Below are 14,151 nucleotides of genomic sequence, written 5' to 3'. Positions count from 1 at the left end.
ACACGAACGGCCTGATGGGAACCCAGCGGGACCACGGACGACCGAGTCGGTACTGTCATTTCAGCGCGGTTCGAGAGTGGCACCATGGACGTTGCACACGTGGCGCTGTGGGTATCGGACGTCGACCGGACGGTCGAGTTCTACGAGACGCTCGGCCTCGAACGCACCTGGTCCTTCGAGATGGACGGCGTCGAGAACATCTACCTCGGCGACGAACACGGCGAACTGCAGCTCAAGCACGACCCGGACCGGACGACGCCCATCGCGCCGGGCCGGGCCGACGTCGACCACGTCGCGCTGACCGTCGACGACCTCGACGCGACCGTCGAGCGAGCGGTCGAGGCCGGCGGCACCGTCGTCACGGACCCCCTCACCGTCGAGGCGGCCGACGCCTACGTCGCGTTCGTCGAGGACCCCGAAGGGTACACCCTAGAGTTTATCGAGTCGCTTTAAGAACCGAAACGAAAGCGAATCCCGACTGATTCTCTCGGTTGCTGAGGTTTAAGTATCGACGCGACCGATATGCTCCCGAAAGGATGGCGGCCGAGATATCAGAACGGGTACGCGAGATTGCCCGGGAACGGGGTATGTCCGAGTCAGCGGTCGTCGAGCAGGCACTGGAACAGGGGATCGAAGATTTATGGCGTGACCTCGTTCTGTCGCTGTACTTCGACGGTAAATTCGACCGCGATCAGGCCGTCGACCGGATCGGCCGGACGACGGTCGAACGCGCAGAGCAGGAGCGAAAAGCCGTCGAAGACGACGTTAGCTGGGGCCTCGACGCGTGAGCGTCACCGCGGTTGCGGACGCGGGCCCGCTAATTCACCTCGCTGAGATCGGATCGATCGACCTTCTCGACGTACTCGGCCGGCTGTACGTACCTGATACCGTGTATAAGGAGATAGCAGACGGCGGGATACCAGCCGGCATGGCCGGACTGTCATACGAACGCGTGTCTTCAGACCGGATCGGTGATGACGAGTCCCTCGACGCTGGCGAGGCGGCAGCTCTCGCGGTCGCCATCAACCGCGACGCCGTGCTCCTGACCGACGACATGGCGGCCAGAGACGCGGCAGACGATACCGGCGTGGACGTGCACGGCTCTATCGGCGTTATAGCTCTGGCGTATGCCCGCGGTCGGTTGGAGCAAGACGAGGCGGCCGAGCGAATGCGGAGGTTGCAACACGAGACCAGCCTGTACGTCTCTCAGGCGGTCGTCGAACGGGGCATCGAGATGCTCGACAGCTAGCGCTTCCGGACCGACCCCGGCGTGAGGGTTATGGTCCGCCACTGCGTAACACGCGAACGTGAACACGCGCACGGGAGCGCTGGACGCGGTCGTCTTCGGGGTGGACGTCCAGAGCGGTGACGTCCGCGGCGACGCCCCCTCCTACGCGCTCGTCGTCTTCGATGGTGAGCATCTGGAACGGGACGTCGTCAGCCACCGCAAGCTCCGCCGTCGCATCGAGAGCGAGGAGCCGGCCATCGTCGCGACGGACAACATGTACGAACTGGCCGAGGACAAGGACTCGCTGGTCCACTTCCTGGGCGAACTGCCGGACGAGACGAAACTCGTCCAGGTGACCGGTGCCGAGCGACCGGAACCGCTCTCCAGGGTCGCCTCGCGCCACGGCGTGCCCTACGCCAAGGAACCGATGAAAGAGGCCGAGGCGGCGGCCAGACTCGCGGCAGCCAACGTCGGCCAGGAGGTGTCGGCCTTCACGAACACGACCGAAGTGAAGGTCTCGCGCGGACGGTCGACGGGCGGCGGCGGTGGGTGGTCCGAGGACCGATTCACCCGCCGAATACACGGCTCTGTCAAGCGCCGGGCCCGCGAGGTCGAGTCGGAGCTCCAGGGGGCCGGCCTCGACTACGAGAAGGACGTCACCGAGAAGTACGGCGGCTTCTCGCAGGCGATCTTCACGGTCTCCGCACGGCCCCAGGACATCCCCGTCTCGCGCGAGCGGGCGGGCGACACCCGCGTCGAAATCGAACGCGAACGACGGGACGGCATCGAGTTCCGGCCGCTGGCCAAGCGCCGGGACCACGTCGTCGTGGGGGTCGACCCCGGGACGACGACCGCCGCCGCGGTGGTCGGCCTCGACGGCTCCGTGCTCGACGTCTTCTCCTCGCGGACCGTCGACACCGCCGACGTCACCGAGTGGATCGTCGAGCAGGGGCGACCGATCATCGTCGCCGCGGACGTGACGCCGATGCCCGAGACCGTCGAGAAGCTCCGCCGGTCGTTCGACGCCGCGGGGTGGACGCCCCAGTCCGACCTGCCGGTCGACGAGAAACAGCACCGAACCCGCGAGGAGGGGTACGACAACGACCACGAGCGGGACGCGATGGCGGCGGCGCTGAGGGCCTACGACGCCCACGAGGACCAGTTCGACCGCATCGCGCGGAAGGTGCCGCCGCGCGTCGACACCGGCGAGGTGACCGCCAGAGTCGTCGCCGGCGAGGAGTCCGTCGAGACCGTGCTGGCTGACCTCGGTGAGGACGGCGACGGTGACGGTGGCGGCGAAGCCGAGGAGAACGACGAGCACCAGCCACGCGAACTCACCGAGGAGGAGCAGACGATCAAGGAGCTACGGCAACAGGTCGAGCGCCTCCAGGACCACGTCGACTCGCTGGAGGACACCATCGAGGAGAAGGACGACCAGCTGGCCGAGAAGGAGGAACAACTCTCGCAGGCTCGCAGCGACGAGCGCATCGCGGTGCGCCGGGACCGCGAGGTGACGAAGCTCCGCCGAAAGACCGAGCGCCTGGAGTACGAACTCGAAGAGGAACGAGAGCGGAACGACGACCTGGAGGGGAAGCTCGACCGACTCAAGGCGCTGTGGAAGCTCGACCACTCGAACTTCGCGGACGTCTCCGAGAAGAAGCAGGGCCTCACGTCGGTGAAGGTGGTCGACCAGTTCACCACCGGCGCCATCCGCCAGGCCGACGAGAGCATCGGGCTCATCGAGGACGACATCGTGCTCCTCCGGGACGCTTCGGGCGCCGGCCGAAGCACCGCCCAAGAACTGGCCGACGTGGACCCGAAGCTCGTCCTGCGGACCGGCGGGCTCTCGGACGTGGCGGACACCATCCTCTTCGAACACGAGATTCCGGTCGCCCCCGCCGAGATGGTCACCGTCCAGGAGGTCGACGAACTCGCCGTCGCCCGCGAGGAGGAGGTCGAGGCCGCCATCGAGGACTGGGAAGAGCGCGCCGAGGAGCGCCGGCGCGATCGCAACGCCGAGATGGTCGACCGGCTGATCTCCGAACACCGGGCGGGGGAGCGTGGCGAAAGCGACTGAGTGGAGCGACGGAGGATTCGCGAACACGCGAGCAGGTCGGCGCCGACCGAAGGGAGGGGCCGACGAATGCGCGAGCGGCGATAGCCGCGAGCAGGTCGGCGCCGACCGGAGGTCGGGGCCTCGGCCTGAGCGAACGGCGAGCCGAGAGTGAGTCCCTACCGTCGCCGTCGGACGAACGCCAGCAACACTCCGACGGCCACGACGAGTCTCGTCGGACCGAAGCCGGGTCCGGAGCCGTCCGTCGTCGCGGCGGTCGGTTCGGGGGACGGCGTCGCGCTCGCGACTGCCTCGGTCGGGGACGACTCCGTGACGGACGTCCCGTCGCCGACCGGCGTGACAGTTTCCGTCGTGTCGCCCGCCGGTGTTGCGGCGGGCCCGGCCGTCGACGAGCGAGCCACCGCGAACGTCGAGAGGCCCGGCGAGTCTGCCCGCATGACGTAGCCGCCGTCCTCGCTCTGAACGAGGTGGGTCGGAAGTTCGGTCCACGCGCCGTCGTGGTAGCGATAGAGAGAAACGTCGTCCGGGGCGACGCCGAAGGCGGCGAGCCGGTCGGCCGAGACGAAGAAATCCAGGGCGACGCCGGAGACGTCCTCGTCCGGGACCGAGTGGTCGATGCGGAGGTAGCCCAGTGCGTCGCCGCCGACCGAGGCGCGGAAATCGGTGGTGTTCTCGGACGGTTCGTCCTCGCTGGTCACGTTGAAGCGCATCGAGCCGTCGGCGTCGGTGGTGACGTTCATGCCGAGCAGCCGAGCGTCGGACCCGTTGCCGTCGTCGTCGGCCGTCGTCCCGTTGTCGTCGCCGACGGTGATCGACAGCGATTCGTTCGACGACGTGGGGACGACGGTGAGGTTCGTCCATCGACTTCCACGCAGGACGGTGTTCACCGTCCCGTTTGCATCCCCATCGTCACCCGCTCCGTCGTCGTCCGCTTCGTCGTCGTCGCTCGGGCCGCTGCTGGAACCGCCGCCCCCACCGGGACTACCGGTACCGGTTCCTGTCCCGATGACGGCGCTGTCGCCGGTCCCGTTGTGAGTAACGTGCAGGACGAATCGATAGTCGCCCGGAGTGGACGGCTCGAACGTCACGTTGCCGGTGTAGGATTCGCCCGGTGCGAGCACGTCCACGTTCTCCGGAACGTCGTACGACGCCACGGCGTAGTCACCAGTGAGGTCGTAGCCGGCGACGTCGACCGTGCCGGTCCCTTCGTTCGTTACCGTGAACTGTCTGGTGACCGTGTCGCCCGTGTGAGTGTCCGGGAAGTGGATCCGGTGGGGCGTGACGTCGACCGTTCGATCACGGAGACGGCCGTTCCCTGTCGCGATGACGCTGTGGTCGCCGGTTCCGTTGTGGGTGACGTGCAGGACGAACCGGTAGGGGCCGGCGTTCAACGGCTCGAACGTCACGTTACCGGTGTAGGATTCGCCCGGTGCGAGCACGCCCACTTCCTCCGGGACGTCGTACGAACCGGCCACGGTGTCGCCAGTGAGGTCGTAGCCGCGGATGTCGACGTTGCCGTTCCCCTCGTTCGTCACCGTAAACTGCCTGGTGACTGTCTCGCCGGCGAAGGTGTCCGGGAAGCCGACCCGGTGGGGCGAGACGTCGATCGTTCGATTACGGAGGCGGCCGTTCCCTGTCCCGATGACGCTGTGGTCGCCGGTCCCGTTGTTGGTAACGTGCAGGACGAACCGGTAGGGGCCGGCGTTCGACGGCTCGAACGTCACGGTCCCGGTGAACGACTCACCGGGTGCGAGCACCTCGTTGCCGTCCGGGACGTCGTACGAACCGGCCACGGTGTCGCCGGTGAAGTCGTAGCCGCGGATCTCGGTGTCGACGTTGCCGGTGTTTTCGACCGTGAACTGTCTGGTGACCGCGTCGCCGGCGTACGTGTCCGGGAAATCGAGCCGGTGGGGGGTGATCGTCAGGGCGGGGTCGCGACCGACTCCCGTCCCGCGGAGTTTGACCAGTGAGGTCGACTCGTCGGTGTCGTTGCTCAGAACGGTCAGGTCGGCGGCGTGCGGTCGAATGCTCGCCGGTGTGAACGTGACCGAAAGCGTCCGACTCTGGCCGGGACCGAGGACGAACGAACCGCCGCCCGTGAGCGAGAACGACTCGGCGTCCGGCCCGCCGAGGGCCGTGCTCGTCACGGAGAGTGGTGCCGTTCCGTCGTTCGAGACGACCACGGGCGTCGTCTTCGAGGTGCCGTTCGGTACGTCGCCGACGTCGGCGTACTCGGTCGACACGGTGATCTCCGGTTCTGCGGGGACGACCGAGACGGTCTTCGTCACCTCGTCAGTCCCGCCCCTGTCGTCCGTTACTTCGAGTGTGAGGTCGTAGTCGCCCGTCGCTGGGAATGTGTGCGTCGCCATCCGACCGGTCGCGTCCGTGGTGCCGTCACCGTCGAAGTCCCACGCGTACCCTACGACCGAACCGTCCGAGTCCGCACTGGCGGCGGCGTCGAACGAGACCGTCGCTCCGGGGGTCGGACTCGACGGACTGTGCGTGAACGACGCCGTCGGGTCGCCGTTCGCGACGTACTCGTCGGACAGCGGCGAGGCGTCGACCTGCGAGTCGTTCACGGTGAACGACGAGTCACAGATCCCGTCCGAGTCCGCGTCGGTACACGTCTGGCTGAACCCGGTGCCGTCTGGGTTCGCCCAGTAGTTGCCGCCGACAGTCGTACCACCGAGGACGTTGGTCCCCGCCGTCTCGGCGACGTTCCACGCGTTCGTCTGGTGGGGCGGATCGAAGTCGACGTTGTCCGTGTTTTCGAAGAGATTGTCGTAGATCGTGTTGCTTCCACTGTTGTAGACGTTGATGCCGCCTTCGCGATTGTTGCGGAGTTCGTTGCTCCGTATCGTGTTCCCGTCGGCGTCGCCGAGGTGGATCCCGAAGCCGTTCGTACTGGCAGTGGTGTCCTTCACGGTGGTCCCGCTCGACCCGCCGAGCCAGACCCCCTCCTCGCCGTTCGCCGTGGCGGTGCTGTTCGCGACGGTCGCGCCCGAGGAGTCGCCCACCTCGATCCCGTTCTCGCCGTTCCCGGTGGCCGTGACGTTCGAGACGACGGTGTCTCGCGTGTATCCGAGCTGGATCCCGTTGATCGAGTTGCCGTCGACGACGGTGTCCCTGATCTCGTTGTCGTCGCTGGATTCGACTAACACACCGACATTGCTGTCCGAGAGGTCGCTGTCGTCCACGACGACGTTCCGCGTCACCCCGTTGCTGTCCGTTCCCCAGTCGAAGCTGTCGCTGACGAGAACGATCCCTCCCTGGGAGTCCCGGACCGTGACGGTAGCTATCCTGCCGCCGTCGACTCGCTCGTAGCGGACGCCGTGGCGCCAGCCGGAAAGTGTAAGGTTCTTAACAGTGACGTTGGCGAGCGTCGCACTGGCGTTGTGGACGACGACGCCGTCGCCGACGACGTTGCCCGATAGCGTGTGGCCCCGCCCGTCCAGTACGACGTTGCTGGCGGCGATAGTGATCCCGTCACCAGATCCAATCGTCACCGGGCCCGAGAGGGCGTAACAGCCCGATTCGGTGATCGTGACCGGCGCCGAAACGGTCTGGCACCCCTGGTTTCCGGCAGCGCTTGCGACGCCGGTGAGCGGCGCGCTCGCAACCGTCGCGAAGAGGACGACGCTGACGAGGGCGATCGCCCGCAGGCCGTCAGTCATTCGACCACCACGCACGTCGGCGCGACCGCGGAGTTTCGACTACCACTCTGGCCACTTCCGTCCGTCAACCGCTGCCATCCCATGACTACGGCTGACGCGACCAGAACATAACAGTATCTGTTCTTGACATGAAAATCCTTCACGGCCTGAACGCCTTTCATGGCGTGAAGAGGGAAAATACACGAACCTCGGACCACATGCAGATCGGATCGAGGAGGAGAGAGTGCGAATGTATAATTAATTTGGAGTATCAGGACGGTGCAGATCGCCGCTGGAACGTCGAGTAGCGACCGTCGGTCGCTACTCGAAGTCCGCCACGGTCAGTTCGCGTCCCGCGCACCGCAGGCGCTCGAAGGTCTCTCGCGCCCACTCGAGCACCGCGTCGGCCTCGGTGACCAGGCCACCACTGGGGAACCCGTCCCGCGTGAACGCGAAGCCGACCGTCTCGTCGTCGTAGACGCCGACGGTCACCGGGATGTGTTCCGTCGCGGCGACGACGGTCGCGTTCCCGGTGGCGAGGAGGTCCCGAACCTGTGCCCGGAGCGCGTCGTCGTCCGCGACCGTCTCGACGAGTGACGGTCCGTACACGACCCTCGAGGTCTGTCCGGCCGCCGCGGCCGCGGTCTGGGCCTCGAGGACGTCGCTTGAGACCGCGTGGGCGAGCATCTCCACGCGGTCCGCGTCGCGCATACGCTCGGCGGCGACCCGCGCGACCGCGTACGGGTCGGCGTTCGTCGTCCGGACGACCGTCGCGCCGGCGAAGTGACGGAGGTCGACGTCGACGAAGCTCCGGGGAAGTGCTTCGATGAAGGGACCTATTTCGCGCGCGAGGTCCGTCACCGCGGTGAGGTCGTCGAAGGCGTCGAGGACGAGGCGGCCGAGGCGAGTGGCTTCGTACTCGTCCCCGTCGCCGTGTACCCAGTGTCGGTCCGTGAGGTCGCCAAGAATCCGACCGACGGTTATCCGGGACGCACCCGCCGCACCTTCGAGGGCGCGCCGGTCGGCCGGCTCGTCGACGAGAACGCGAAGGATGGCGACGCGGTTGGGCGACCGCGCGAGAAAGGACACGTCGTCAACAGCCGGGTCCATGGACCGTGATTCTCGGGCCGGCCTATAGCTCTAGGGCATGCCGCCGCCCATCCCGCCCATGCCACCGCCGCCGAGGCCGAACGCGGAGAGGAGGTTCGTGACCATCCCGTAGACGATCAGTCCGATGCCGGCCACGACGAAGGCGAGGCCGGCCGCCAGGAAGAGGTTCTGCCACGCGACGATGGCGATGCCGCCCAGCATGACGAGCACGCCGAGGATGCCGGCCATCCCGAGTTTGTCGAGCATACTCCCACCTGCCAGTGCCATGGCGGTAAGCGCTACGGTCCCATTCGAACGGCGGTGACGCAGCCGAAGGTTCGGCTAGTACGCGAACTCCACGTCCACGTCGCGGGCCGTCTGGACCATCGCCAGGAAGGCCTCGCGGTGGCTCATCAGCGCCAGGGTGTCCCCTTGCACGTCGAAGGGGCCGCCCATCACCGCCTCGGCGGTGTCGAGTTCGTCCCGCAGAAGTGCTTTCCAGGCCTCGTAGGGGCCCCGGAGCGCGTAGTCGTAGTCGGCGTCGGTGTCTGCGGCGACCGCTTCGGCGGCCGCGCACTCGCCGTCGACGACGTCCACGAGCATGCGCACCGGGTCGCCATCGTAGCGCTCGTCCGGCTGGACGACGAACAGTATCGCCGCCTCGAACCCCGCCGCCGCGTCGGCGAACTCGTCCGAGTCGTTCAATCGGTCCCGCCAGGCGTGCACCCACGCGTCGGCCTCGTCGGGCAACGTCGGCGTCATCTGTCCGTGCTTTAGCCGGGCGGGTTTTGTACGTTACCACTCGCGACGTTGGGTGATAGGGTATCGCGACAGGAATGTGAACGACAACGCTCAGTAGAACCAGAAAGCCCCCGGTTTGATTGACCAGGCGGGCGGGACTGAAAGGGGCGACGCGTTCACCGAACCCCGGGGAAGTCCTCGAAAGGCGCGTAGCGCCTTTCGGGATGATGAAAATCGCCAGAGGCGATTTTCAGATCACAAGAACCGGAGCGACCGCAGGGAGCGAGGATCGTGGTTCGAAAGACCGGAGGTCTTTCGTCATCACGAGAGAGCTTCGCTCTCTCGAACGACAGCGACCCGCGGGAGGTGAACGCGTCGGGGCTTTCTTGTTGTTACAGTCGCTCTCGGCAGCAACAAACGCGGTTCCGACTGTTCCAGAGAGCAGTTTTTGCAAAACTTAACCGTCCCCCCGGCCAAGAGGCGACCATGAGCGACAACGAGAGCAGGAAAGATCTCCGCATGCCGGACGAGGACGAGGTGTTCGCCGTCGTGACGAACATGCTGGGAGCCAACCGCGTCGAGGTCCGGTGTATGGACGGGACCGAGCGGACTGCTCGCATCCCTGGCAAGATGCAAAAGCGGATCTGGATCCGCGAAGACGACGTCGTCCTCGTCGAGCCCTGGGACTGGCAGGACGAGAAGGCCGACATCACGTGGCGCTACGAGAAGCAAGAGGCAGACCAGTTGCGCGAGGAGGGACACATCCAGGAGTAGCCAGTTCTCATGTCCATCCTCACGGCCCCGGGTGAGCGGCGATGACCAGTGACACCGAGTTCGACCTGCTGGAACCCGAGGAGGTCGAGGGCGTCGGCGACGAGTGGGAGGAGATCGACGTCTCCGACACGGACGCGGACCGCATCGCCCGCGAGCGGGACCGCGAGTTCAGCCAGTGGCGCAAGCGGATCAAGAACACCGAGCAGTTCAAAGTGGAGGCATCGGTGTTCGACGACGCCACCTTCGGCGCCCTCTACAAACTCGTCCAGGACGGCTACATCGACGCCTTCGGCGGACCCATCTCGACTGGCAAGGAGGCCAACGTCTACACCGCGCTGGGCGGCGACACCGCCCGCGACGAACTGGGCCGGGCGGAGTCGCCGGAAGTGGCCGTCAAGGTGTACCGCATCAACGCATCCGATTTCAAGGACATGCGCGGGTACCTCGACGGCGACCCGCGCTTCGAGGGCATCGGCTCGGACAAGAAGAAGGTCGTCACCGCCTGGGTCCGCAAGGAGTTCGCCAACCTCAAGCGGGCCCGCGCTGCCGGCGTCCGGGCGCCCGAACCCCTCGCCGTCGAGCGGAACGTCCTCGTCATGGAGTACATCGCCACCGACGAGGGCGGGCGGGCCAAGCGACTCAACGAGGTCCACGTCGAGAACCCCGAGACGGCCTTCGACGTCGTCCGCGAGTACATGCGCCGGCTCCACCGCGCCGGCCTCGTTCACGGCGACCTCTCGGAGTACAACATCGTCTTCCACGAGGGCCAGCTGGTCGTCATCGACCTCGGGCAGGCGGTGACGACCCACCACGGCAACGCCCGGGAGTTCCTCGAACGGGACTGCCAGAACATCGCGAACTTCTTCGCCGGCGAGGGCGTCGACGTGACGGCCGACGACCTGTACGAGTTCGTCACCGCCGACGAGGACGACGACGGGGATGGCAGGGACGGCGAGCACGTGGCCGACGAATCAACGCCAGACGGGACGTAGCCACGGGATTTTTCTCGGCACGGGCGCGTAACGAATCGGCCGGCGGTACCACGAAGCACTTGTACCGGCGGTGAAAACGGTTCTTCCACGTGAAACGACGAGAGGTCGTGGCCGCCACCATCGGTTCGGGCCTGATGCCCCTCTTCGCAGGGTGCGGCTCGATGACGAGCGACGGGGTCGATCTCCGGGTTCGGAACCGGGACTCCAGCGCGCACGCCTACGAAGTGACGGCCACGGCTTACGACGGGCGAGCGAAGTCGGGTCGACTGGCCGGTGGCGAGTCGACAACCGCGAGTGACTTTCTGCCGTATCAGGACACCGCGCACTCGACCGCTGTCGCGGTCGCGGTGGACGGCGCTCGTGTCCGTGAGGTCGACGTCTTCGTCCAGTCGGACGTGGTCGAGATGGACGTCGACGTCATCGACGCCGAAACCGTCGAGATAGGCCCGGACGACGTCTTCTCACCCACGCCACCGGAACAGTGAGCGCCGGGGCAGCGGAGTACATCCGTGTGGGGTCCGGTGTGTCGGAGAGCACCAGTGATCCAATCGCTCGAAGGACGGACGGGTCCACGGAAACGACAGCGTTTTGCCACGCCGCCGACGAGTAGAACGTGATGCAGTCCGCTCCCGCGTGGCGCTGGCGCACGCAGACCCCGGGAGCGGACAGTGTCGGCAACGCCTCCGGGGCGGCGTAACCGTTCCGGCGGTGGGTCGGCGCTCACTCGTTCTCTCACCCGGTACCGACGCGCGACCACCGACACGAATCCAGTCACGACACCGATGCCAGCCGACGACGACACCGACCCGACAGCCAGTGATAGGCCGACGACTACCGACGAGAGGGGCGACGCCAGTGACGAGAGCGACTTCACCGTCACGCCGTACGACATCGAGGGCGACGTCGACTACGCGAAGCTCCTCGACCGCTTCGGCGCCGACCGGTTGACCGACGAGCAGGCCGCCCGCTTCCCGGACCATCCGCTGGTCCGCCGGCGCATCTACTACGCCGGTCGCGACGTCGACCGGTTCCTCGACGCCGCCGGGCGCGGTGAGCCCCACTCCATCGTCACCGGCGTCGGCCCGTCCGGGCCGCTGCACCTGGGCCACGTCATGCCGTTCTACCTCGCGAAGCGGATCCAGGACGAGACGGGCGCCCGGGTGTATATCCCCCTCTCCGACGACGAGAAGTGCCTCCTGAAGGACCAGTCGATGGACGAGATTCGCGGGCACACGCGGGACAATCTGCGTGACCTGCTCGCCGTCGGCTTCGACCCCGAGCGGACGCGCATCCTCGTCGACACGCTCGACGCCGACGTCGTCTATCCGACGGCGGTCCGCGTGGCGAAACGGATCACCCAGTCGACCGTCGACGCCGTCTACGGCGAGCCCCCGAACGTCGGGCTCTCGTTCTACCCGGCGGTGCAGGCCACCCACCTCCTGCTGCCACAGCTCGTCCACGGGCGACACCCCACGCTGGTGCCGGTCGCCATCGACCAGGACCCGCACGTCCGGGTCGCCCGCGACGTCGCCGCGAAGGCGGCCTTCGACGTCGAGAAGCCGGGCACGCTGCTCGGGAAGTTCCTCCCGAGCCTGGCGGGGCCGGGGAAGATGAGTTCCTCCGACGACGCACCGGGGATCGAACTCACCGACGACCCCGAGGACGCACGCCAGACGATCGTGCAGCACGCGTACTCCGGCGGGCGCGCGGACGTCGACGAACACCGCGAGCACGGCGGCGACCCGGCGGTCGACGTGGCCTACCAGCTGCTGTACTATTTCCTCGAACCCGACGACGAGGCGGTCGAGCGACTCGCCGAGGAGTACCGGGAGGGAACCCTGCTCAGCGGCGAGATGAAGCAGTACGCCGCGGAGACGGTCGGCGAGTTCCTCCGGGCGCATCAGGAACGGCGCGATGCCCTCGGGCCGCTCGCCGAGGAGCTGGCACCGTTCCGGCTCACCGAGGACGAGCGCGCAGCCCTGCGGCCGTCGCTCGGGGAGTGAGTGACGAGCTGGCTCCCGAATCGTGATCAGTACGTAACATTTTTCATCGTGCGTCGCGGTGAATGGAACCATGTCTCTCCTGGGGGGACGGCGATGGCGACGGGTGCGGGCCCTCCTGGAGCCGCGCCTGGGCGTCGACGCTCGCGCGCTGAGCGCCGTGCGCATCGGTCTCGGCGTCCTCCTGCTCGCGGACCTGGCGATACGAACGAGTAGCCTTCGAGCCCACTACACCGACGCCGGCGTCCTCCCGCGCTGGGCGCTACTGACCGAGCGGTCGGAACTCTCGATCCACCTCGCGGCGGGGAGCGTCGAACTGGTCGGCGCCCTGTTCGCCGTGCAGGCGCTCGTGGCCGTCGCCCTCCTCGTCGGCTATCGGACCCGGATCGCGAGCGTACTGGCCTGGGTCCTCTGGGCGTCGTTGCACGCCCGGATGCCGCTGGTGCTGAACGGCGGCGACACGCTGCTCCGGCTGGTGCTGTTCTGGGCGATGTTCGCGCCGATGGGCGCGCGCTTCTCCGTGGACGCGCTCCGGACCGGCGGCCGTGAGGGGCGAATCCTCTCCATCGGGACCGTCGGCCTCTGCTGCCAGGTCGTCGTGATGTACGCCGCCAACGTGGCGATGAAACACGACGGCGACGTCTGGCTCCGGGGCGACGGCCTCGCCTACGCGATGAGCCTCGAGCAGTTCACGACGCCACTCGGCGACGCACTCGCGGGGATGCCGGGAGTGATGATCGCACTGAACTGGGCCATCGTCGTCCTCTGGACGGCAGCGCCGCTGTTGATCCTGTTGACCTGGTGGCCGCGCGCGGCGCTGGCGGCGTCCTTCGTCGGCGCTCACCTCGGCATGTTCCTGACGATGCATCTGGGACTCTTCCCCTTCGTCGCCGTCGTCGCCCTCACGGCCTTCGTGCCACCCGTCGTCTGGGACCGTCTGATCCCCCAGGACACCGAACGGTGGACGCCGTCGTGGGCACAGACTCTTGCCGAGCGCGGGAGCGTCGGGCTCTCGTTCGCCGACGACGAGGTGGCCCGGCGCGCCCGCCGGGGCGTCCGGCTCACGGCCCTCGCCGTCGGGGTCACCTCGCTGGTGTTCGTCGGCCTGTGGAACGTCCAGTTCGTCGACGACCGGACCAGCTACTCCACCGAGCATCGCGACGTCGTTCCCCAGCCCCTCGACCGGTGGGGCGAGACACTGCAGTTGCCCCAGTACTGGACGATGTTCGCGCCCGACCCGCTGCGCGACGACGGCTGGTACGTGATACCCGGGACGCTCACCAACGGCACCCAGGTCGACGTCTACCGCGGCGGCGCGCCGGTCAGCTACGACAAGCCAGCCGACGTCTCGGCCCAGTACGACGACGCGCGTTCGCGCAAGTACATGATGAACCTCTGGCAGCGCTCCTACAGCGACTACCGGCTCTACTACGGCCAGTACCGCTGTCGCGAGTGGAACCGGGAACACGACGTGAAACTGGAGACGTTCCGGATGGTGTACGTCCTCGAACAGACCGGACCGAACGGCGACGAACCGCCGGAGCAGCGAACGATCTGGCGACACGACTGCTTCGGCGGATAAGCCCCGGTTCTCGATAGC

The 14,151-nt window shown here is 67.2% G+C and carries 13 protein-coding genes; 9 read left to right on the top strand and 4 right to left on the bottom strand.

All coding sequences use genetic code 11. The annotated features are described in order from the left end of the window. The first annotated feature begins 84 nt into the window (after positions 1 to 84). From AC5FRV_RS06670 to AC5FRV_RS06655, 4 genes are all read left to right on the top strand, one after another. Positions 85 to 453 (top strand): VOC family protein, encoded by a 369-nt coding sequence (locus AC5FRV_RS06670; RefSeq protein WP_493560323.1) that lies wholly within the window; start codon positions 85 to 87, stop codon positions 451 to 453. Positions 454 to 587: 134 nt separating this feature from the next. Next, the gene (locus tag AC5FRV_RS06665) at positions 588 to 788 is read left to right on the top strand and encodes a hypothetical protein (RefSeq protein WP_493560322.1); all 201 of its coding nucleotides are present in this window, start codon (positions 588 to 590) and stop codon (positions 786 to 788) included. Further along, the gene (locus tag AC5FRV_RS06660; protein ID WP_493560321.1) at positions 785 to 1,249 is read left to right on the top strand and encodes a PIN domain-containing protein; all 465 of its coding nucleotides are present in this window, start codon (positions 785 to 787) and stop codon (positions 1,247 to 1,249) included. The genes AC5FRV_RS06665 and AC5FRV_RS06660 overlap by 4 nt, the downstream gene beginning before the upstream one ends. A gap of 58 nt (positions 1,250 to 1,307) precedes the next feature. Next, positions 1,308 to 3,305, top strand: coding sequence for a DUF460 domain-containing protein (locus tag AC5FRV_RS06655; RefSeq protein WP_493560320.1), 1,998 nt, complete (start codon positions 1,308 to 1,310; stop codon positions 3,303 to 3,305). A gap of 155 nt (positions 3,306 to 3,460) precedes the next feature. On the opposite strand, the gene AC5FRV_RS06650 is transcribed toward AC5FRV_RS06655, so the two are convergent. From AC5FRV_RS06650 to AC5FRV_RS06635, 4 genes are all read right to left on the bottom strand, one after another. Then, positions 3,461 to 6,976: a choice-of-anchor D domain-containing protein gene (locus AC5FRV_RS06650; RefSeq protein ID WP_493560319.1), complete on the bottom strand. Its 3,516-nt coding sequence runs from the start codon at positions 6,974 to 6,976 to the stop codon at positions 3,461 to 3,463. Positions 6,977 to 7,276: 300 nt separating this feature from the next. Continuing rightward, complete coding sequence (locus tag AC5FRV_RS06645; RefSeq protein ID WP_493560318.1) at positions 7,277 to 8,065, bottom strand: helix-turn-helix transcriptional regulator; 789 nt, start codon at positions 8,063 to 8,065, stop codon at positions 7,277 to 7,279. Between the two features lie 30 nt (positions 8,066 to 8,095). Beyond that, complete coding sequence (locus tag AC5FRV_RS06640; protein WP_493560317.1) at positions 8,096 to 8,311, bottom strand: DUF7470 family protein; 216 nt, start codon at positions 8,309 to 8,311, stop codon at positions 8,096 to 8,098. Between the two features lie 75 nt (positions 8,312 to 8,386). Then, the gene (locus tag AC5FRV_RS06635) at positions 8,387 to 8,806 is read right to left on the bottom strand and encodes an SCP2 sterol-binding domain-containing protein (RefSeq protein WP_493560316.1); all 420 of its coding nucleotides are present in this window, start codon (positions 8,804 to 8,806) and stop codon (positions 8,387 to 8,389) included. A 465-nt stretch (positions 8,807 to 9,271) separates the two neighbouring features. Between AC5FRV_RS06635 and eif1A the strand changes: the two genes are divergently transcribed. The 5 genes from eif1A to AC5FRV_RS06610 all read left to right on the top strand — a co-directional run bounded on the left by eif1A (position 9,272) and on the right by AC5FRV_RS06610 (position 14,133). Beyond that, the gene (gene eif1A / locus AC5FRV_RS06630; RefSeq protein ID WP_089818776.1) at positions 9,272 to 9,559 is read left to right on the top strand and encodes a translation initiation factor eIF-1A; all 288 of its coding nucleotides are present in this window, start codon (positions 9,272 to 9,274) and stop codon (positions 9,557 to 9,559) included. 41 nt (positions 9,560 to 9,600) lie between these two features. Beyond that, complete coding sequence (gene rio1 / locus AC5FRV_RS06625; protein ID WP_493560315.1) at positions 9,601 to 10,551, top strand: serine/threonine-protein kinase Rio1; 951 nt, start codon at positions 9,601 to 9,603, stop codon at positions 10,549 to 10,551. Between the two features lie 89 nt (positions 10,552 to 10,640). Further along, positions 10,641 to 11,036, top strand: coding sequence for a hypothetical protein (locus tag AC5FRV_RS06620; RefSeq protein ID WP_493560314.1), 396 nt, complete (start codon positions 10,641 to 10,643; stop codon positions 11,034 to 11,036). 297 nt (positions 11,037 to 11,333) lie between these two features. Then, positions 11,334 to 12,554, top strand: coding sequence for a tryptophan--tRNA ligase (locus tag AC5FRV_RS06615; protein WP_493560313.1), 1,221 nt, complete (start codon positions 11,334 to 11,336; stop codon positions 12,552 to 12,554). A gap of 70 nt (positions 12,555 to 12,624) precedes the next feature. Beyond that, positions 12,625 to 14,133, top strand: a complete 1,509-nt coding sequence (locus tag AC5FRV_RS06610; RefSeq protein WP_493560312.1) for an HTTM domain-containing protein — start codon at positions 12,625 to 12,627, stop codon at positions 14,131 to 14,133. Positions 14,134 to 14,151: the final 18 nt, after the last annotated feature.

Source organism: Halomicrobium sp. HArcel3, from assembly GCF_058933135.1.
Note: the sequence above shows the minus strand (reverse complement) of the source record. Positions and strands in the feature narration are given on the sequence as shown.

Bases quoted from the DNA above. Each gene is read 5' to 3' on its own strand.
- AC5FRV_RS06670 (WP_493560323.1), top strand. From the start codon at position 85: ATGGACGTTGCACACGTGGCGCTGTGGGTATCGGACGTCGACCGGACG.
- AC5FRV_RS06665 (WP_493560322.1), top strand. From the start codon at position 588: ATGTCCGAGTCAGCGGTCGTCGAGCAGGCACTGGAACAGGGGATCGAA.
- AC5FRV_RS06650 (WP_493560319.1), bottom strand. From the start codon at position 6,976: ATGACTGACGGCCTGCGGGCGATCGCCCTCGTCAGCGTCGTCCTCTTC.
- AC5FRV_RS06645 (WP_493560318.1), bottom strand. From the start codon at position 8,065: ATGGACCCGGCTGTTGACGACGTGTCCTTTCTCGCGCGGTCGCCCAAC.
- AC5FRV_RS06640 (WP_493560317.1), bottom strand. From the start codon at position 8,311: ATGCTCGACAAACTCGGGATGGCCGGCATCCTCGGCGTGCTCGTCATG.
- AC5FRV_RS06635 (WP_493560316.1), bottom strand. From the start codon at position 8,806: ATGACGCCGACGTTGCCCGACGAGGCCGACGCGTGGGTGCACGCCTGG.
- eif1A (WP_089818776.1), top strand. From the start codon at position 9,272: ATGAGCGACAACGAGAGCAGGAAAGATCTCCGCATGCCGGACGAGGAC.
- rio1 (WP_493560315.1), top strand. From the start codon at position 9,601: ATGACCAGTGACACCGAGTTCGACCTGCTGGAACCCGAGGAGGTCGAG.
- AC5FRV_RS06615 (WP_493560313.1), top strand. From the start codon at position 11,334: ATGCCAGCCGACGACGACACCGACCCGACAGCCAGTGATAGGCCGACG.
- AC5FRV_RS06610 (WP_493560312.1), top strand. From the start codon at position 12,625: ATGTCTCTCCTGGGGGGACGGCGATGGCGACGGGTGCGGGCCCTCCTG.